Origin of the sequence: Chitinophaga nivalis, assembly GCF_025989125.1 — a bacterium.
GTDB lineage: Bacteria > Bacteroidota > Bacteroidia > Chitinophagales > Chitinophagaceae > Chitinophaga > Chitinophaga nivalis.
Genome location: NZ_JAPDNR010000001.1, coordinates 4,615,877 through 4,637,759, shown reverse-complemented (window position 1 = coordinate 4,637,759; position 21,883 = coordinate 4,615,877). Strand labels below are relative to the sequence as shown.

The 21,883-nt window shown below is 45.9% G+C and carries 13 protein-coding genes; 4 read left to right on the top strand and 9 right to left on the bottom strand.

Annotation, left to right across the window (positions count from 1 at the left end; translation table 11 throughout):
- Positions 1–44 precede the first annotated feature (44 nt).
- From OL444_RS18395 to OL444_RS18360, 8 genes are all read right to left on the bottom strand, one after another.
- Positions 45–338 (bottom strand): thiamine-binding protein, encoded by a 294-nt coding sequence (locus OL444_RS18395; protein WP_264730834.1) that lies wholly within the window; start codon positions 336–338, stop codon positions 45–47.
- A gap of 219 nt (positions 339–557) precedes the next feature.
- Positions 558–2,075, bottom strand: a complete 1,518-nt coding sequence (locus OL444_RS18390; RefSeq protein ID WP_264730835.1) for a bifunctional GNAT family N-acetyltransferase/carbon-nitrogen hydrolase family protein — start codon at positions 2,073–2,075, stop codon at positions 558–560.
- A 171-nt stretch (positions 2,076–2,246) separates the two neighbouring features.
- The gene (locus OL444_RS18385) at positions 2,247–3,449 is read right to left on the bottom strand and encodes a glycosyltransferase (RefSeq protein WP_264730836.1); all 1,203 of its coding nucleotides are present in this window, start codon (positions 3,447–3,449) and stop codon (positions 2,247–2,249) included.
- Between the two features lie 27 nt (positions 3,450–3,476).
- A complete protein-coding gene (locus OL444_RS18380) occupies positions 3,477–4,241 on the bottom strand; it encodes a class I SAM-dependent methyltransferase (RefSeq protein WP_264730837.1) in 765 nt (254 codons plus the stop codon).
- Positions 4,242–4,249: 8 nt separating this feature from the next.
- A complete protein-coding gene (locus tag OL444_RS18375) occupies positions 4,250–5,272 on the bottom strand; it encodes an NAD-dependent epimerase/dehydratase family protein (RefSeq protein ID WP_264730838.1) in 1,023 nt (340 codons plus the stop codon).
- A 12-nt stretch (positions 5,273–5,284) separates the two neighbouring features.
- On the bottom strand, positions 5,285–6,193 hold the full coding sequence (locus OL444_RS18370) for a glycosyltransferase family 2 protein (protein WP_264730839.1): 909 nt from the start codon (positions 6,191–6,193) through the stop codon (positions 5,285–5,287).
- 30 nt (positions 6,194–6,223) lie between these two features.
- On the bottom strand, positions 6,224–7,363 hold the full coding sequence (locus OL444_RS18365) for a sugar transferase (RefSeq protein WP_264730840.1): 1,140 nt from the start codon (positions 7,361–7,363) through the stop codon (positions 6,224–6,226).
- A gap of 56 nt (positions 7,364–7,419) precedes the next feature.
- Complete coding sequence (locus OL444_RS18360; RefSeq protein WP_264730841.1) at positions 7,420–7,803, bottom strand: response regulator; 384 nt, start codon at positions 7,801–7,803, stop codon at positions 7,420–7,422.
- Positions 7,804–8,346: 543 nt separating this feature from the next.
- On the opposite strand from OL444_RS18360, the gene OL444_RS18355 reads away from it, so the two are divergent.
- Both OL444_RS18355 and OL444_RS18350 read left to right on the top strand, forming a co-directional pair.
- Complete coding sequence (locus OL444_RS18355) at positions 8,347–9,513, top strand: glycosyltransferase family 2 protein (protein ID WP_264752030.1); 1,167 nt, start codon at positions 8,347–8,349, stop codon at positions 9,511–9,513.
- Between the two features lie 26 nt (positions 9,514–9,539).
- A complete protein-coding gene (locus tag OL444_RS18350; RefSeq protein ID WP_264730843.1) occupies positions 9,540–10,700 on the top strand; it encodes an acyltransferase family protein in 1,161 nt (386 codons plus the stop codon).
- Positions 10,701–10,708: 8 nt separating this feature from the next.
- Here the strand turns inward: OL444_RS18350 and OL444_RS18345 are convergent, their stop codons facing one another.
- The gene (locus OL444_RS18345; protein WP_264730844.1) at positions 10,709–12,169 is read right to left on the bottom strand and encodes a protein O-mannosyl-transferase family; all 1,461 of its coding nucleotides are present in this window, start codon (positions 12,167–12,169) and stop codon (positions 10,709–10,711) included.
- Between the two features lie 704 nt (positions 12,170–12,873).
- Here OL444_RS18345 and OL444_RS18340 point away from each other — a divergent pair.
- Entirely contained in the window at positions 12,874–19,596 is a 6,723-nt protein-coding gene (locus tag OL444_RS18340; protein WP_264730845.1) for a fibronectin type III domain-containing protein, read from the top strand.
- A 93-nt stretch (positions 19,597–19,689) separates the two neighbouring features.
- Positions 19,690–21,876 carry a GumC family protein gene (locus tag OL444_RS18335; RefSeq protein WP_264730846.1) on the top strand — a complete coding sequence of 729 codons (2,187 nt, stop codon included), beginning with the start codon at positions 19,690–19,692 and terminating at the stop codon, positions 21,874–21,876.
- Positions 21,877–21,883 lie beyond the last annotated feature (7 nt).

The window sequence follows — 21,883 nt, the reverse complement described above, 5'->3', positions numbered from 1 at the left end:
AGCTATTATATCACTATAAAAGCTGTCCTGCTTCATTTTTTGTCTTAGTCGTACTTCCCGGTCTTCTCTTCTATCGTTACGTCCTGGTCTTTTTTTATCTGCATTTTTATATACACCAGCAACTGGGAAGCGCCGGCTTTAAAGCATACTTCCTGGGTCTTCCGGACTACTTCCATCAGCTCATCGTAGGTACCTTCCATCACAGTTTCAAAGGGACATACCCTGTACTTTACGCCGGATGCTTTAATGACAGCAATGGCTTCATCCACGACGGCATATACCTCTTCTGAAGGTACGCTGGGAAGGATCTGGAGGGCCAAATTGATCTTATTATTCATCTTTTATTCTTATTTATTAATTTATTGATTATTAGTTATTTAAAATACATTATCTACCAGAATAGTTCAATAAAAACGGTAAAAATTGATTCCATCATTTTCTGTATTTCCGGTCTACACCTCATTTCCGATTCAATCTACCCGACAATCATCTCCCGTAATGAATTGATGATCAATAAAATAAACACTATAAAAACAAACTTCCCCTCATTGCTTCCACTACCCTTTCTTCACCACCTGATACAGGTCATTTCGTATATCCTTCATCGTTTGTACACTCCCAAAAGCATGTAATTCTTTCAGCAATACCAGGTCTACATCTGCGATTACCACCATCTCGGTATTGGGAGTTGATTCGGCCTTCACCCCTGTTACCGGGAAGGCAAAATCAGAAGGCGTCAGTACACAGGACTGTGCATACTGCAGGTCCATATTATTCACCTTCGGCAGGTTACCAATACAACCGGCGATGGCCACATAACATTCATTTTCCACCGCGCGGGCCTGTGCACAGAAACGTACACGGTTATATGCATGCTGGGTATCCGTCATGAAAGGAACAAACAAAATCTGCATCCCCTGTTGTGCCAGAATACGACTGGGTTCCGGAAACTCCACATCATAACAGATCTGTATCCCGATCTTCCCGCAGTCGGTATCAAACACCTGAATGTCATGTCCGCCCTTGATACCCCATGCCGCAACTTCGCCGGGCGTCGGATGTATTTTGATGTACTGGTCCCACGTACCATCACGGCGACACAGATAGGAAATGTTATACAGCACTTCATCAATAACAATCGGCATACTGCCGGAGATGATATTTACATTATAGGCAACGGCATGTTCTACAAACACCTCCCGGATCTGGTCCGTATATTTGGCCAGGCCGCGGATAGCCCCTGCCGGGTCCATCTGGTTAAACTCTTTCATCAGCGGTGCGTTGAACAATTCCGGGAACACGACAAAGTCGGACCCATAATCACTTACGGCGTCAATAAAGTATTCTACCTGTTGCAGGAACCCATCGAGGCTTCCATAATCCCGCATCTGCCATTGCACCAATCCGATGCGCACCGTGGACTTATTATACCGGATGGTGTCCAGGTCCTTTTCATAATAGATATTAAACCATTGGAGTAAGGTAGCAAAGCCTTTGGAGGCTTCGTCGTTGGGCAGGTAATTTTTCAGGATCTTCTTTACCTGGAAATCATTGGAGAACTGAAAAGTAAGAGTGGGGTCATAGATTTCCCGGTCTTGTACCTTTTCGATATACTCCCGGGGAGAAAACCTATCTGCATACTTTTCGTAATTGGGAATACGGCCGCCGGCCACTATCCCCTGCAGGTTCAGCTGCTCACATAAACTTTTCCGGGCATCATACAACCGGCGGGCCAGGCGTTTCCCCCGGTAATCCGGATGTACAAATACTTCGATACCATACAGCACATCGCCTTTTGGATCATGGGTATTAAAGGTATAGTAGCCGGTGATCTGTTCGTAGGTATGGCTATCGCCATACTTACTATAGTTGACGATAATCGCCAGTGCGCACCCTACTACCTTGCCATTAACGGTAACGGCTATCTGTCCGTCCGGAAAAAGGTTGATCAGCCGCTGGATGGTAGGTTCTCTCCAGTAACTGCCAGCCATATCCGCATATGCCGACACCATCGATTCCTTGAGGTCCAGATAATCTGCAACCGTTAGTTTTCTGATTTCTACCGTTTCTGACATACACTTACATTTTTTAGGAGCCCGTAATAATAAATGAACTGTAGCAAATGTAAATGATCAGTAACGAATTATAAACTTTTGGGTAGATGCCCACCGGCTATAACAGCAACGGCTGACCCCAGCAGCATATCGCTGCAGGGCCAGCCCGTTACATCAAAAAACAACTATCTTTTACCGGTTCAACACCTCTTCTATATAGATCACCCGGTTATTCTCCGTTTTCAAAAAGGTTTTGCCGGCCGCCTTAATTTTCAGGATTGCCTTTACCTGGCGGAGCAGGAAAAGTGGCAGATAATATAACGATCCGTAAATACGTTTGTCTTTACTCATTACCGCCACGATAATAAAGTAACTCCAGGCAAACAGACAAATGGCTGCCAGCCAGTATAAGGCAAGTAATGGATTTAACCACAGGTTCAGCAGCATCCACCCCATGGCAGCACCCAGTATCAGAAATAATGGTGGCCGCAACAGATTGATCCCGAAATACACCAGGTTAAAACGACCCCGCCGGATACCGGTGACCAATACATCCCACCCGGTGGCAAAGTATTTAAAGTAAGCATTGATCCAGCGGGTACGTTGTTTTTCGAGCGCTTCGCCGTTCTCTACTTTTTCATCATAGACAATCGCTTCCTGTGCATATGCCAGCAACGGAATCTTCTTCACAATATCTGCCTGGATCTTTTTATCGAAACCGCCCAGGAAATGCTGGTATACAATTTCCTTGTACAAATCGGTTTCAATGGCAATCCCCAGCCCCCATATGTTGGCCGATAAGCCCAGCTCCATCCGCATTTTCCGGTCGGTAAAGTTGTTGAACAGATTACCGGCGGCATCCAGACGGGCAAACAGGCTATCGGTATTTTTAGCCAGCATATTGGTTTGCACAGCGCGATACCCCTTATTAAAATAGGTGTTCAATACCTGCAGATAATCCGGATGAACCAGATTATCTGCATCAAAAATGATCAATACGTCATGATCTTCTTTAAAGTGGTTGATCGCATAATCGATCGACCTGATTTTTGCATTCAATGGTTGTTCCGGTTGCAGCACTACGATCCGGGGATCATTTACCGGCAGGTTCACTTCCGTACAGGCATCTGCCACCACGTAAATACGGAACCGGGAATAATGTTGTTTCAGCAGCGAATCGATCAAGGGAGGTACCAGCGTGAGGTCTTTATGCGCCGTGATAACAGCCGCAAAGTTAAAGGCACGCGGACTGGTACCGGCTACCGGCGGCGTATGAGCATGGCTGCGCCGCCCCCGCAGCACCGCATACAATGCCAGCAATATGGCAGGTTGCAGCAGATAAAAAGCTACTACTACCTGCACTACTACCAGCAGGATGTATAAAAATGAATACACTTATTTCCTGATTGAATGAATATAATATTACCGTTCCTTTACCCAGATGGTAAAAAAGCCTGTGGTACATTGCAATGGCAAGGCATCGGCCAGTTTACAATCCAACTGTTGCAGGAACTTTACCCGGTTGGCTACCAGTGAAAAAGGAAATACATCGGCCAGGAAGTTGGCTTTGCCGTATTTCACAATCCGGAAATTGTGTGCCGCAGATAATTGCTCCAGGTCATTTTTGGTAAAGAACTGTACGTGATCCAGGTTGTCTGCCGCCGATTGTACGGTGGTGCCTTTATACCCCAGGATTTTCTTGATCCGGAGCAGGGCGCGCCAACGCCAGGTATTATTATTACGCATGCGCAGTACCGGTTTGGTCACCAGTGCTTCCCGCGGACCGTTGCCGTTGGGTACGGTTACGACTAAACGACCGGTAGGCTTCAGGGACTGGTACAATACTTTCAGCAGTAAAGACGGCTGATCGAGATGTTCCAGCACTTCACTGCAGATCACGGCATCGTAGGTATTACCGGCAGCTACCAGCTTTTCCGCGCTGATGGCTTCAAAGCGTACATTGGGTCTGCTGGTCAGGCTACGGGCCACCCCTATTGCCTTTTCACTCACATCGATGCCCAGCACATTATACCCCAGCTGTCCCAGGTGCCGGCTGATGATACCGTTGCCACAGCCCACATCCAGTATGGTACCGTTTTCCGGAATCGTATTATGCAGTGCATCCGTTATAAAGTCCAGCCGTTTGCGGTCGGCCATGCGATCGTATTCGTATGTAATGTTTGCCATGACAGTGCTTATACAGTAGCTGCAGCAGTTTCAGGTTTTTTCTCCCAACCCTGCGGCAATTTTTCATAAATCTCAATATTGTCGAACTCTTTACTTTTCCGGGCGCCCACCTCTTTGGCCCACGCCGCCATTTTGCGGATACCTTCGTCCAGGGTGATGCCGCTACCTTCACCAAACACAGCATGTGCTTTGGTATGATCGGAATAAGCATGCATTACTTCGTTTCTGGCCTGGAGGTAATTGATCTGTGGCGTTACATTAAAACATGCACCCACTACTTTCGCCAGCTCATTCACCGTGTAAGGTTTGTCTGCACCAATATTGAATACCTGGTTGTAGGCAGCCGGGGTTACGACAGATTTGGCAATCGGAATTGCTACATCATCAATATAGCTGAATGCACGGGTTTGTTCGCCGTCGCCAAAAATGGTCAGCGACTGGCCCTGCATAATCTGATTCATGAAGATGCCGATCACGTTACGGTATTTATCGCCGATGTTCTGGTTCTCACCATATACGTTATGCGGACGGAAAACAACATAGTTCAGGCCAAACATTTCGTGGGCGGCTTTGAGGTCCAGTTCCACAGCATATTTGGAAACGCCGTACGGATCTTCCGGTGTAGGAATCATATCTTCCCGCATCGGCAGCTGGCCGGCGCCATATACCGCAATAGAAGAGGTGAAAGTGAAACACTTCACCTTATGTTTTACGGATTCATTAATCAGGTTAATGCTTCCGATGAGGTTATTATTATAGTTGAAACGACGTATGAAATGGGATAACCCTTCTGCTGCATAAGCTGCCAGGTGATATACATAATCAAACCGGTAGGTAGCAAACAGTTCACTTACCAATGCTTCATCTGTTACAGAACCCTGTACAAAAACGGCACCTGCCGGAATATGGTCTTCAAACCCACCACTCAGGTCATCGAGGATAATTACTTCATGGCCCATATCCAGGCAATGTTTAGCTACATGAGAGCCAATGAATCCGGCGCCGCCGGTAACGAGAGATTTTATTTTCATAATTTCTTTTTTTCAGACCTGTGAATAGCTTGAGGTAGTAACATTCCAGAAAGTGCCCCGCAGGAATGACTTCAAATGTGCGAACTGTCCTTTTATAGTATACCGCAATACTGATTTCGGAAACGTAAAGAAGGAGAAAAACAAGAGGAAGGTAGTCAGCTGCAGCTTGTTGGTATTTCTGCGCATGTAGAGAATCCGGTTGCGGGTATGGTAATATACCTTCATGGAACTCTCTTTCCCCATCGTAATGGATTCCTTGTGATAAATCAGGCCCGCGGCATTATAATAGATTTTAAAGCCGGCACGGATGATCCGGGCAGACCAGTCTGACTCTTCATAATAGATAAAGAACTTATCCGCAAACATGCCCACCTTTTCGATCACTTCTTTTTTCACCATCATGGCCGCGCCGTGTGCACAATGGGTGGTACCCGACACGTCGTGCTGACCTTTGTCTTCTTCCTGGTTACCGACTGCACCGGTTCTGCCGGTGAGCAGATTCATGGGCCGGAAGCCCGCATACTGAATGACATTCGGATGATGCCAGAACCGGATTTTAGGACATACCACGCCGATAGCCGGGTCCTGGCTAAAAGGAGCCAGCAGCTGTTCTATCAGATCGGGAGTTACTTCCGTATCATTATTGACAATAAACATGTAGTCGCCTTTCGCATGCTGCATGCCCAGGTTATTCCCACCAGTAAAACCGAGGTTTTCGGGGCTGAGGATAATCCGGAGATTCGGATACTGTCCTGCTTCCAGCTGGGCAGTAGGATTTTCTCTGGAACCATTATCCACGATAATGGTTTCAAAGTTCCGGTAGGTCAGTTTTTTGGTAGACTCCAGGAATTCGCAGGTAACAGTTGTTTGATTAAAGTTTAAGGCAATAATGGAAACCAGTGGTGCTGTATTAGGATTCATGTTTATATTCGGTAATATTATTTAAACGGACTAGACATTCTCTTTTTGTACCAGGGCAGCCGGGGTGCTGGCGAGGATACGCATATCATAGATAAAGGAATGTTTACGGGCGTAGTCAATATCCAACCCGATTCTTTCATTCACACTCATATCTTTTTTACCTCGCTTCTTCACCTGCCATAAACCGGTGATGCCTGCCGGCGCAATAAACCGCTGGGCATATTCGTCGGTCGTGAGGGTGTTGGCTTCGTACAGCGGCAGCGGGCGATTACCTACCAGCGACATATCTCCTTTCAGCACATTAAACAACTGAGGCAATTCATCCAGGCTGGTGTTGCGCAGGAAGGTGCCGAATTTGGTAACACGCGGATCGTTGCTCAGTTTGAAGAATACAGGGCCGGCTGTATCCGCCACATCGTATTGATTCAGGTGGGTGAGCTGGTCAACCTGCTTGTCGGCATCGGCCACCATGGTTCTGAATTTATAAAACTTAAACACCTGGTACATTTTACCGGCGCGGGGAGAAACATAAAATATGCTGCCTTTTGATTCCAGCCGGATGATCAGGGCAATAACGGCCATAACAGGGCTGGCCAGCAACAGTAAGGTACCGGAAACGGCTATATCAAAAGCACGTTTCAGGATGTAGTTTAAGCCGGAATTTCCTTTGGAGAAAATACCGAGCCGGGAAGTTTTTTTATAGGGAATTAACGATTTTATTTTTTGTATGAAAGAAATTTTCTGCTGAAACTCTTCCATAGTGGTTTCTGGTGTAATGATACCATCAATGAAACCGGTTTTGACGAGCTGTTCTTTGAGTTCATCATTCATCTTTTCTACGTAGATGAACAATGGAATTTTACCCAGTGCGGGTTTACTGCGCATGTGTTGCACAAATGACTGCAACAAGGACTGTTGCTCTTCGAGGTTAAAAATAATGTATTGGGGAAGCACCTTCATCTCCAGTCTGTCTTTCAGCACTTTTTTCACCACCGACAGCTCATTGACTGTAACGGTCAGCATATCCGGTTTGGAAAGATGACTGTATTGTTTGGCATTGCCTACAGTCAGATAAAACGGCATGACATGTATACCGGGTAATACCAGCATACCAGCATTGCGTTTCTCTTTTTTTCTTTCATTCAACATTAATGGTAAATTGTAAATCATGCTTTGAGGGTTTTACTGATTCGGTTTATAAGAATAGTCGAGGTTTTCGTAATGACCTATGCAGACAATGCTACAGCCACTTCCAGGTTTCTTTCCACCGATATCATCAGCCCTGCAGGATCAAAAGGTTTGCGGATGAATTCAGAATACTTGTAGGCTTCTTTTGCACTCCCTACCGGTGCTTCCGTACCGGATAAAACGATTAAAGGCACGTCGTTATATAAGGCATTTCCATTCAGGTATTTAATCAGCTCCCATCCATCCACACCTGGCATCTGGATATCTGAAATAATCAGATCAGGTTTGTTGCCATTGGCCAGCCATAACATTGCTGTAGGCACGTCCATAGCAGAAACAATTTTGTATTTTTTCCCAAGGATAGCTTCCAGCAAATACCTTATCGGCGCACTATCATCAATGATCAAAACAGTCTTTTTCATCTAATAAATTCTTTAAACTATAGTTTTTATCAGTTAATAATTTCTTTTAAAACTATTAAGCACAAAACGTTACAATAGCAAACCCGAGGCTTACATTGTGAATGCAGAAAATAAGGTCAAAAAATTACGGTATACTATTGCGAGCAAACGCAGAGATACCGCCAACTAAAGCCGACCATATTCAGTTCTACGGGGTTTTCTGGTAAAAAAATGCTGGAAATTCAGAGGAGATGGCAGGTAAAACTATTTGGTTAAAATTATTGATAAATATTGAGTCAGGCAAATTATTTGCCCTTTTTTGCAACCACTCCTTTCAAGCAGCCAGGTATATTTATCATTAACTCGACGCAAATTAGATTATAATCCCTCACTGAAATCTGGAAATTGGTAAATGTTGTATTTTTCCTCGTAAACGGTTGAAATAGTAAAGTAAGTGAATAATATTTTTAGTTTGTCGCTGCTTATAACAAATTAAATTAAAAAAAGTTGACTAAGTTTGCCCTCATCTTCTACCCCTTTGCCAAAGCGCTAACTTTAAAAATAATGGTTGTAATATTCTGGATCAGCTTATTTGTTGTGTTTTATAATTACATAGGATATGGCATTCTTCTCTACCTGCTTGTAAAGGGAAAAAACTTTTTCGCATCCCGCGAAACGCCCGCATCCACTGCTATTGAGCCGGCAGTGACCCTCGTGATAGCCGCCTATAATGAAGCCGGTTTTATTGCTGCAAAAATCCGGAATACCTTCGAACTGGACTATCCACAGGATAAACTGGAGCTCATATGTATTACAGATGGTTCTACCGATCAAACACCAGATATACTACGTAATTATCCTCGTGTAAAATTATTGCATGAAGTACAGCGCAACGGCAAAACGGCTGCACTGAACAGAGCCATGCAACATGTAACCACACCGCTGGTAATATTCTGCGATGCCAATACCTTACTGAACCGGGAAGCCATTCGTAACATCGTCAAACATTATGCTGATGAAACCGTTGGCGGCGTAGCCGGCGAGAAAAAAATCATCCGGTCGGACAACGAAAATACAGCCGGTGCAGGTGAAGGTATCTATTGGAAATACGAATCCTTCCTCAAACGACTGGACGCAGACTGGTACACAGTAGTAGGTGCTGCCGGCGAGTTATTCTCCATTCGTACGGCCTTGTTCCAACCTGTAGAAAAAGAAGTCATCCTGGATGATTTTATTATTTCCCTGCGGATCAATGAAAGAGGCTACCGCATTGCCTATGCACCGGATGCCTATGCAATGGAAACGCCTTCTTCCGATATACGGGAAGAGCATAAACGGAAAGTGCGCATCAGTGCAGGTGGATTTCAGGCAATTGTTAAACTGAAAGCCCTGCTAAATATATTCAGATACCCCAAACTGTCTTTTCAATATATTTCCCATCGTGTGCTGCGCTGGACATTAAGCCCCCTCAGCCTGTTGCTGTTACTCCTCACCAATATTATACTGGTACAGGAAACTGCAGCGTGGTGGTGGTACGGTTGCCTGGTGGCACAACTCTTGTTTTATATCGCTGCCTTTACCGGTTTTGTACTGGCTGAAAAGCAAATAAAAAACCGGCTTTTCCAGATTCCCTTTTATTTCCTGTTTATGAATATTGCCGTTTATCAGGGCTTTTTCAGGTATCTAAAAGGAAACCAGTCAGCTGCGTGGGAGAAATCGAAACGCAGGTAATTATACAGACAGTATCGTGATCGCTTATGTCAACAACTGAATTACGGACCCCCAGGGTCCAGCAACGGATTTATGGATTAGATGCACTGCGTGCGGTGGCTATGCTACTGGGTATTGTGTTGCATGCCACCATCGCCTACAAAGTATTTCCTGAGCCGGGATGGCCGTTTGACAATCGGTTTCATAGCTGGCCCCTTGAAATACTCTATGAGTTTATACACGCCTTCCGGATGCCTTTATTTTACCTGGTAGCCGGCTTCTTTGCCCATATGGTATATCTTAAAACAGGAGAAACAGCGTTTATACAGCACCGTATGAAACGTATCGGACTGCCTTTTATCATCAGTCTGATATTCATATTACCGCTGTCTATGCTGCCTTTCCTGTATAACCGTTATTATATACAGGAACAACACAGCACTGCCGCCTCCTGGCACCTGCTGACCAGCCAGCTGAAACACTGGAACGGCATGGCCCATCTATGGTTTCTCTACTACCTGATGATGTTTTATGTAGCCATGCTGGTACTAAACAGAATACGGATACCACTGGCTATTCGCTTTAATTTTTCCGCTCCCCTGCCATTATTATTGTTAGGCATCATAACTACGCTTATACTGGGTATTTTCTTCGACACCCCTACTGTGGGGGTTTACACCGGTATCATGCCACAGCCGGGCATTTTCGCCTTCTATGGCTTTTTCTTTTTCCTGGGTTACCAGTTGTATACCCGGCAGGAACAATTGGAAGACATCGCCCTCCGCACCTGGCCCAACATCGTTACCGGCCTGGTGCTCACCCTCCTTGTATGTTATCTGTTGTGGGCAGCGCCGCCCCACCTGAATCCCTGGCTGGTGAAAGCTGCTGTGGCATTGCAAACCATCTTTCTGATATTTGGCATCATGGGCTTTTTCCTGAAATACCTGAACAAGGCAAATCAAACGCTCAGATATATATCAGATGCATCTTACTGGATGTATCTCTTCCACATGTGCTGGATTGCCGGCCTACAGCTATACTTCCTGTATACCGGCGTACCCGGATGGTTACGCTTCTGGATGGTGTTGATACTAACACATGTGATTACCCTCCTCACCTATCAGTGGTTTATCCGATATACTTTTATCGGCAACATCCTGCACGGCCCGCGGGAGCGGCCTGCTAAAAAAGCACGCGCAGTCTTGTAGTAAAAAAACTACAACAACCTGCCGGTAAATGTAAACTGATAGATTCTGCCATGTTGCATATCTGCAGGATTGACCGGTACCAGGTATTGCCTGTACTGCGCCAGGAAAGCCGTAATGCTGTCATAGGCAGTTTTATCGCGATACCGGATGGCGGGATCCGGATGCACCATGTCATCCGTGAAATATATTTTATGTCCCTGCCGGATGGTTTTGTCCATTAATACCAGGCAACGGTTAAACGCCTGTTCCGGTGCACCGATACGTGCCTGGGTATAATAAGCGATATACGCCAGTGTCGTACCGGCGCCCAGCGAAAGTACCAGGTCTTCCGGCTGGGTATTGGTTTTCAGCCAGCCGGTACTATAGGCCATATAATCACCTTCCTTTGAGGCAATAATGCGGTAGCCTCCGATCCAGTTATGTAAAAATAGCAACACCACGATCAGCCATAACACTTTCGGCCGGCCGCCATAAAACATGCGCTGTGCACCAAAAGCCAGCAGCAGGATCAGCGGCATCACCAGCATCATCCAGGGTTCCGGTGAAGTGGGATCCAATACCAATAACATGGCTGCATAAATCACTACCCATGCCAGCAGCAGGATTTGCACCGGTAACAACCGGTTGCGGGAAATACTTTTACGATAACGGATCAACGCCCAGAGGATGCTGCCGGCCAATGCGATCACAGTACCCAGGGCTGCATAGTTCCATCCGCCGTTGCGGGCGGCGGCAAAAATTTCTTCTGCAATAACATGCGCCGGGAAATGTTGCTGGATGAATGTCCGGATGACCGGAATACCATAAAGGAAATTAGTAGCCACTACATCACTTCCCAAAACAAACAACGACATTAATGGAGAGCCTTCGGTATAAGTGGCACCGGAAAGCATATAAGGGAGGAATCCCGGCGTAGTGATACCGAACCCGGTATAAACGATATAAAATATACCCACCACCGTTATAGCGCCTGTAAAGCCATATAATAAAAAGGGCTTCCACTGCCGGCTGAATAAAAAGATAAACGGGAAACAAAAAAACAACGGGATCGCATTGGGCTTATATAATAATACGGCTAATCCACCCAGGCTACCTGCCAGTACTGCCTTTAATAATCTGCGGGGTTGCTGCACCGTTCGCATCACCAGGTACAGCACTACGATGCACAACAGGTTAGACAGACTATATACTTCTGCTTCTACGGCATACCGCCAGAAACTGTAGGAAAAAAGCAACAGCAGGCACCCCCATATACTATTGGCAACTGTCAGCAGCAATACCCGTCGCTGAAAACGATAAAATACCAGCAGGGTAACTGTTGCGCATACACTGCTGATATTACACATTACCAGGTAGGCATCTGCCTGCATAAAGCCGAGATGTTGTACCAACAGATAAACACTTTTGGCAAATGGAAGAAACAGCAAATAACGGGGCTCAAATAAACTTACCCAGGTGCCTGTACGCACGGCCAGTGCATAATAAAAGCCGTCGTCATTTTCACTTCTGTTATACGGATATGTAAACAGGAAGAAGCACAGTAATATTAAAAAAGCAATAACATTATAATATATAACTATGTAATGATTCTTTCCTGCCAATTGATTCTCCTGAGTAAATGCAGATGCGTTGGGGTAAGAAAAGAACATGATGATTTTCTCTAATAAGGTTATGGTTGTCAATATCTTTCGCAAGATACGATCTATAATTTTATACAAGTCTTAAAAGATCATTAAGATAAATATCCAGGAGGCTGATGCGGTAATCAACTAAAATGAATGATTCACCGGGTAAATTAATATGTTGACGAAATTCTATCACAACTAAATTCAATTCTTTATAACTTGCGGCATAATAAAAAAATATGCCACGAATTTCAGGCGCGCTTGAGTAGCTAGCGAGAAGAGAGGCGAATACACACTAACTGATTTTTCCATTCCTATTAAGAACCATCGAGGTTCATTTGCTCTTGTATAAGAGACTTGACCCCTTATACATAATTTTTATTGGCCATCTCCATGAAACACTGCGTATGCAGCTGGTTTGTCTTATCTGTTACAACTAAGACATGTCATCGTCGTGCGCTGATAACAATACTTTTATTTTAAGGTTGTCCAATAATTAATTTATGAAAAAATTCTACCACCTACTTTTTTTACTGCTATTCACTAGCATGAACCATTTATGGGCTCAGACGGGTGTATTGGATCCGAATGATCCGATAGTGGAATACAATCAGAGCAGTCCTCCTGCAACACCTCCCTATGGTACATTAGCGAAATGGGTACGCACTTCCCGCTTCAACTGGAACACGAACTCCTACAAAGCTTACTACTACAATGGCTTAGCCTTTCGTTTAAAATTCCCTAAAACCTACACGCCCGGTACTACCAAAAAATATCCCATACTGATCTTCTTTCACGGGGTAGGCGAAAAAGGGAAAATCTACGACAACGAATTCCAGCTATATCATGGTGGGGAAGTCTTTGCCGGCAAAGTAGACAACGGCAGCTTCGATGGCTTTCTGTTGTTTCCGCAGAACCAAAGTGGATTTTTTGGCAATGCACAATACGATGTCATCAACAGTTTGATTAACAATTACCTGATTCCACAGGTAAATGTTGATCCCTGGCGTATATACGTCAACGGGCTTTCCGGCGGTGGTTCCTCTACCTGGGAATACATGATGCGGTATCCTAAACAAGTAGCCACAGCTACGCCGATCAGTGCTGCTTCCGTTAATTTCAAAAGCAGTATCGACATTTACAAATTCACGCCCATCTGGTTATTCCAGGGAGGTAAAGACAACAATCCTGATCCAGGTACCACACAAAATCTCTTTGCGGCAGTAAAAGCAGCCGGTGGTAACATGGATGTAAAAGTATATGAGAATGTGGGGCACTCCTGCTGGTATCAGGCCTGGGCTGAACCCAACTTTTTCCCGTTTCTGCTGAAAGGCCACAAAGCTAATCCATGGCCCTTGTTTGGCAGAACAGAATTTTGCCCTGGTGACCCCATCAGTGTGGTACTGGGTTTAACTGCCGGCTTTGATGCCTATGAATGGCGTAAAGATGGCGAAGTAATTCCGGATGCTACCGGCAATACCCTCACCGTAACAGCCATAGGTACCTATGATGCCCGTATTAAAAACGGCAGCAGCTGGTCTCCCTACTCACCTGTACCCGTAGTGATCCAAACAAAAACAGCGACCATTCCACCGGACATTACCATCCCCGGTATACAAAGTAAAGTGCTTCCAACGCCGGAAGGTAAGACCAGCGTTACCCTGGAAGTACCCATCGGATATGCATCCTATTCGTGGAGAAAAACCACGGATACCGCCACTGAACTGGGTAAGGCCAACACCTTCTCTGCCAGTGCGCCCGGAGGTTATGTGGTAAAAGTAATGGAGCAATACGGATGCGCCAGCGCCTTCTCCAATCCATTCCAGGTGATCAGTGCCAGCGGCGCCAACACACCAGCTCCTGCATCCGGACTAACAGCCCTCGCTGCAGGTAAAACACAGGTGGAGTTAAACTGGACCCGTAATCCGAACGCACCGAATCCGGAAACAGGATACGAAATCTATCGTTCCACCACTACCGGTAGCGGTTACACGCTCGCCGCCATTACGGAGGCAGGAACAGTCAACTATACTGACAATGGCTTAAATGCCAATACCCGGTATTATTACATTATCCGCGCAGTAAACAACAATGGCGCTGCAGCTGTCAGCAACGAAGCCAATGCCAAAACACTGGTAGATAATATCAATCCTACTTCTCCGATGAACCTGCGCATTACCGGTACTTCTTCCAACTATGTGGATTTAGCCTGGGAAGCTGCTACCGATGATGTAGGCGTTGATAAATACGACATTTATATTAACGGTATTAAGTCCTACGTTGTACCAGGTACACAAACTACCTTCACGGCCTACAACCTGACCAAAGGACAGCAATACACCTTTGTGGTAAAAGCACGTGACCTGGTCGGTAATATTTCTCCGGCCAGCAACCAGGCCGCTACACAGGCTGTACTGAAAGGACTGACCTACCGTGTATACAATGGTACCTTCACCAAGATGCCCGACTTCACCACCCTTACCAATCCGGTTGCTACCGGCATTGCACCGGCGGTAGACTTAAGCATCAGAAAGGCTGATACCAAGTACGCCATCATCTGGCAAGGCTTTATTAATATACCTGTAAGCGGCAGTTATACTTTTGGTACTACTTCCGATGACGGTAGCAAAATATATATCAACAAAGCCTACAGCGCTACTGCTACACCTACCATCGATCATGGAGGCCCCCACGGTACCACTTCCAAAGAGGCAACGCTGAACCTCACTGCAGGGATCTATCCGTTCACCGCTACCTACTTCCAGCAATCCGGCGGACAAGCCATGGATGTATACTGGAAAAACACAGCCAACGGTATTACTACTGCCAAAAGCATTGCACCGGAATTCTTCCGGGAAAGTATAGCGGTTCCCGGTAACCCACCGGCAGCAGTTTCCGGTATTGATGTTACCGCCCTGTCGTATGATAAGATCCGTGTAAACTGGAACGATAACAGCAATAATGAAAAAGGATTTGAAATATACCGCGCCAATAATCCGGCGGGGCCCTATTCCACTATCTATACCACAGCTGCCAATGTAACCAGCTTTACAGACAGTGCACTGGTTCCGCAAACAACCTATTATTATAAGGTACTGGCGGTAAACCAATATGGAGATGCCGGCTTTAGCCAGGATAACTATGGTGCACTGGCCTACTCTTTTTATTATACCACCGGTAATGGTACGCTGCCTGATTTCAATACCCTCACGCCTATTACTTCAGGGTATACCAACACCGTCAGCTTAACGCCTGCTACCAGGGGTACTAACTTCTCCCTGTTGTTCAAAGGCATTATCAATATACCCACTACCGGCGCCTATACTTTCTATACCCGCTCTGATGATGGTAGTGTTATGCTGATCGACGGCGCACAGATCGTGAATAACAACTATTCACAAGGGGTTACAGAAAGATCGGGTAACGTAAACCTTACAGCAGGTACCCACCTGTTTCAGGTAGGTTATTCCCAGGGTAGCGGTAGTTCTTATTTAAAAGTAAGCTACAGAGGTCCGAATATTGTGAAACAGGAAATTCCGGATTCTGCTTACGTGAATAACAAAATGAGAGCGACTACCCTGGCGCTTCCAGGCTCTCCGTTATCACCCAGTGCCCTCGTAGCTGCCTCGCTCACGCCTACCCGTATTAAACTCACCTGGAATGATAATTCCAACAATGAAACCGGGTTTGAAGTATACCGGGCTAACAGCAGCGGCGGTACCTACACCCTGATCGGTACACTGGATGCAGCTATCAATACCTATCTGGATACCACTTTGTCTGCCAACACCGCCTACTACTACAAGGTGCGTGCAATGAATGCAGGCGGTTACTCCGGCATGAGTAATGAAGCCAGCGTCACTACTCTCAACAACGCGCCGGTATTCAGCAGCCAGCTGAAAGATTATGCCATTCACTACAGCACGCCGCTGGTCATTAATATTACCGCAACAGATGCTGATGATGAACCGCTCAATTTCACCGGTACGAATATCCCTGCTTTCGGTACCCTCACAGATAATGGCAATGGTACGGCGAGCCTCACTTTCACCCCAACTGAAAATGACCTCGGCATATACAACGACATTAAAGTAACGGTACAGGATCAGCACCAGGGTATCACCTCACAAACCTTTAAACTCACAGTAAAAAATACCTATCCGCCGGTATTGTCTACCATCAATAACATAAATGTTAATAGTGGTGCTACTGCGCAGATACCACTCACCGCTACCAACAATAACGTAGGGGATGTACTGACCTGGAGTGTAAACGGATTGCCTGCTTTTGCTACCTTCAACAGCGATGGTAATACCGCCGGTATTTCCCTGGCACCTGGTAATGCAGATGCCGGCATCTATCCGGTAAGCGTTACCATCAATGGTAATGGCGGTACCGATACCAGAACATTCTCCATCACCGTGAATGCCATCAACCCCAACAAACGGGTGTATATCAACTTTACAGATGGCGTAACGGTAGCTGGCGGTTACTGGAACAACACCACCAAACAACCAGTGCTGAATGACCAGTACAGCAACCTGAAAGATTCTTCCAATCAGCCTACCACACTCGGCTTCCAGATTATGACGCCGTGGCAGAACCTGACCAATGGCAGCAATACCCTGGGTGCTACTACCGGCAACAACTCCGGCGTATATCCGGATGTGGTAATGCAAACGGCTTACTGGAGTACTACTGTTAAACAAACCATTAAGTTCACCGGACTGAAAACCGGCGCCGACTATAAATATGCCTTTACTTTCTTCGGCAGCCGCGGCGGTGTAACAGACAACCGTACTTCGTTGTATACCATCAACGGCGCATCGGTATCCCTGAATGCAGCCAGTAACAAAACCAATACGGTGACGCTCTACAATGTAGTGCCTAATGCCAATGGAGAAGTTACCCTGGACATGCAGAATGCACCCGGTTCCCAATATTCCTATCTGAATGCGCTGGTGATAGATCTGCTCTACGATGATCATACCCCACCGGCCAAACCAGGTAATATCAGTGCACAGCAGGCAGCGAAAGGAGTGAAAGTAAGCTGGACAGATTTCTCCTATAATGAAACCGGTTTTGAAGTATACCGTGCCGATTCCCTGCATGGCGCCTATACCCTGCTGACCAATCCGGCTACCAATGCCAATGTAACCAGCTACATTGACTCTACTGCCAAAGCCAATGCTACCTACGCCTACACTGTGAAAGCAGTGAATACCTATGGCAGCAGAAGCAGCGACAGCATCTTAATTACCACCGGCAACAATAACCCGGTATTACCGGCCATCAGCAATGTAACGCTGAAAACCGGCGACACATTAAAAATCAGTCTCAGGGCTACCGATGATCCGGAAGACCAGCTTACTTTCTCTGCGAGCGGACTCCCGGCTTTTGCTACCCTCACAGATAATGGCAACGGTACCGGCTTACTGACACTGCTGCCTGGCAACAACGCTGCCGGTAACTATAACAACATTACCGTTAAAGTAGCAGATAACAACGGCGGCAGCGCTACCCGTACCTTTAACATTGCCGTGAAAGACAGAAACATCACAGCTGTTTACATAAATGTTAATGATGCCAATCCGGCCGGCACACCATGGAATAATGTCAATGCAACACCCGGCGCCGGTAAAACACTGAGCAACCTGCTGGATGAATACGGCACGGCTACCGGTATCAACCTGGTACAGGTAGATGCTATCCAGGGCTTCAATAGCCTCGGTGCTACCACCGGCAATAACAGCGGTGTCTATCCGGACGCGGTGATGCAAACCAACTACTTTGAAGGCAGCGATAATGCACGTAAGCTGCGGTTGACCAATGTACCTTCAGGTAAAAAATACAACCTGGTATTCTTTGGCAGCAGATCCGGCGCTACCGATAATAAAAACACGGATTATACTGCAGGCGGACAAACCGTTACCTTAAACGCAGCATCCAATACCCGCAACACCGCACAGATCAATGGTCTTAGCCCGGATGCAGACGGTAATATTGAATTTACCTTCAAACGCAGCAGCGGCTCCAGTTATGGTTACCTCGCTGCCATCGTATTACAATCGTATATCGACAACGGTCTTCCGGCGGCTCCGAACAACCTCTATGCAGTAGGTACTTCCAAAAGTGCGATCAAACTGACATGGACCGACCGCGCCAGCAATGAAAGCGGTTATGAAGTATGGCGTTCCAATACAGCAGAAGGTGCCTATTCCTTAATCACCACGGTAGGTGCAAATGTGGTAACTTATCAGGATAATGGTCTGGGCAGCAATACCACGTACTATTATAAGGTAAGAGCCGTAGCAGGAAACATCAACTCTGAATACAGCAATACGGCCAATGCAGCTACCTACGCCTATACTGTGTTCCTGAACTTTAACCGCGATAATCCGGCGGATGCACCATGGAATAATACGAATAACGTACCCATGCCGAACCAGGTGTTCGATAATTTGTTAAACGATGAGGGAAATAAATCCGGCGTATCTGTTACTATCGTAAATAACTTCAGCGGAGAAAATCCGTTTGGGATGAATACCGGTAATAACAGTGGTGTATATCCTGATAATGTGATCAGAAGTACCTACTGGCTGGATTATGGAATCGCCGCCAAACTGCGGATAGACGGTTTAAATCAGTCACAGGCCTACTCTTTCACTTTCTTTGGCAGCCGGGAAGGTGGCGGCGACCGTACCACAGTATATACCATCAATGGTAACAGTGTGTCGCTGAATTGCTCCAATAATATCAACCAGACCGTTACATTAAGTGATATTCGTCCGGATGCCAATGGCGGTGTATTCCTGGATGTAACGTTAGGGCCAACTGCTACCTATGGTTACCTCGGTGCCCTGGTGATCAGTGGTTACAATGCCAAAGAGCCGGATGCAGCCAAAAAGAAACTGCAGTCACTCGTTCAGAACAAAGCAGTAGGTGCAGCCATACTGACCAACAAAAACAGTAGTGGTAATACCATCGCTGACAAGGAAAAAACAGAAATTTTAAATGTTTATCCAAATCCATTTAAAGACCAGGTATATTTACAGATAAATAATACCGGCAGCCCCAAAAATCTGCTGGTGAAATTGTTTACCTCAGACGGAAAATTGGTTAGCGCCAAACAACTCTCCCAGGTAGCTCCCGGAACACAGGTGATCAAAGTGCCATTCGACAATGCCGGAAGTCTCTCTATGGGTGTGTATATACTGCAGATTACAAATGGAAACAAACAGGTTCAAACATTCAAACTAATTAAAAACTAACAGGTCACACGGTTCGGAAAAATCCGGTCGCTGTACCGGATTTTTTCGGACCTATCAGATTATTTTTTTTCATTCTTTATAGAATCCGCCAATATGGATCTTATTTATTTATTTAAGTCGTTGATTCGTAGAAAATGGTTTATCCTTTTCAGTACGTTGTTTGCTATCGTCGCAGCCTTTTTGCTTACCCTCAACCAGGAACGGATGTACAAGTCTGTAGCCCAGATGGCTACTGGCTTTACAACGAATGATGTGGTGAAACTGAAAGATGAAAATTTTAACATCTATGAGATAGATGTGAAATTCAACAATGTGGTAGAAGCCCTTCAATCCTCCAAGGTATTAAGCATGGTAGCCTATACCCTGCTGCTGCATGATCTCGAACACCCTGAAAAACCATATCGTCATCTGACGGCGGAAGAAAAGAAAGAAGATGCATACCGGAATCTGAACATCGCCAAAGCCATTCCGATCTTAAAAAACAAATACAGCACCGAATCATTACTCAGTTCTTATGATCCGGAAGAAAGAAAAATACAGGACGCCCTGAAGCTGTACAAATACGACCTCGAAACCATGCGCAAACTCATGTACGCAGGTCGGGTACAACGCACCGATTACATCGACATCCAATACCGTTCCGTACAACCGGAACTGGCAGCCTACGTGGTGAACCAGCTGTGTGCAGAATTTCTCCGCGGTAATGAGTCATCAAGAACCCTGCAAACCGTGCAGTCTATTGAAACCCTCTCCAAACTGGTAGAACAAAAAAGAGAAGAACTGGACGCGAAACTGTCCAAGATAAAAACCCAGGGCAGCCTGGACGTCTCCCTGGAAAGCACCAGCAAACTGGGACAGATCAGCAACTTTGAAAACAAACTGGCTGACGAGAACGCCACCCTCAATGTGGCTACCATGGCCTTACAGCAGATCAATACCAAACTGGCTGAAATGGAGCGTACCAATGCGCAGACCAGCAGCAGCACCTCTTCTGCCAATGCAGAACTCAGCAACCTGCGTAACCAGAAAAACAGTGCCTACAATGAATATGTAAATAAAGGTTCCAACGACCAGGAGCTGTATGCGAAGTATGTGAAACTGAAAAACGATTATAACGCCAAACTGTCCAGCATGGCCAGTGCGGCGCCAGCTACCGGCAGTGTATCCAAAGCGGATCTGCAACAACGCAAAAGCGACCTGGAAGTACAGATCTCTTCTGCCCGGCAGAACATTGCCCAATACCAGCAAAGCATCCGTGGCCTCAACAGCCAGGTAGGTGCTGCCGCTTCCAGAGGTGCTACCAACGTAGCCCTGCAGAAAGAACTGGATATGGCACAACAGGAATATGAAAATATTAAAAGCCGCTACGATGCGGCCATGAACAATAAAATTGCCCCGCAGGATAATTTCCGTCAAACCTTATACGGACAACCCGCGGTAGAACCCGAACCCTCCAAAAGGCTCATCATCGTGGCCCTTTCCGGTATGTGTATGTTCCTCTTCGGTTGCGTACTGGTCATCCTGCTGGAATACATTGATGTATCCATCAAAACACCGTCTCACTTCCTGCGGGCCATCGACCTCCGGTTGCTGAGTGTACTGAATAAACTTAACCTGAAAAAAACGCCGTTGCAGCAGGTTTTCCAGGTCAACAATGCTAAAAATACGAATGCAGCCCTCTTTCTGGAGAACATGCGTAAACTGCGGTATGAAATAGAAAGCCAGGATGCCGGCATCTTCCTTTTCACCAGCACCAGAAACGGGGAAGGTAAAACCACCATCATCAAAGCGTTGGCACAAAGCTTCAGCTTAAGCAGAAAAAAAGTACTGATCATCGATACCAACTTTTCCAATAATACCCTGACACGCGATTTCAATGCGATGCCTGAACTGGAAAACTTCCAGCTGGCAGCCAACAGCTATCACTACGATAAAATAAAACCAATTATTACGACTACTGATATTGAAGGCGTAGACATTATTGGTTGTGCCGGCGGAGACTATACGCCTGCAGAAATACTGGGTGCCGACAACCTGCTGTTACTGCTGCCACACCTACGTAAAACATATGATTATATTTTACTGGAAGGCGCCGCACTCAATCAAAGATCCGATTCAAAAGAGTTACTGCATTACACCGAAATGGCTGTAAGTATAGTAGCGGCTACATCTACCATTAAACAAACAGATAAAGAAAGCATTCAATTCCTGCAAACATTAAACGGAAAATTCGCCGGTGCCGTACTAAACAATGTACAGTATGAGAATATGAATGCGTGATAAGTAC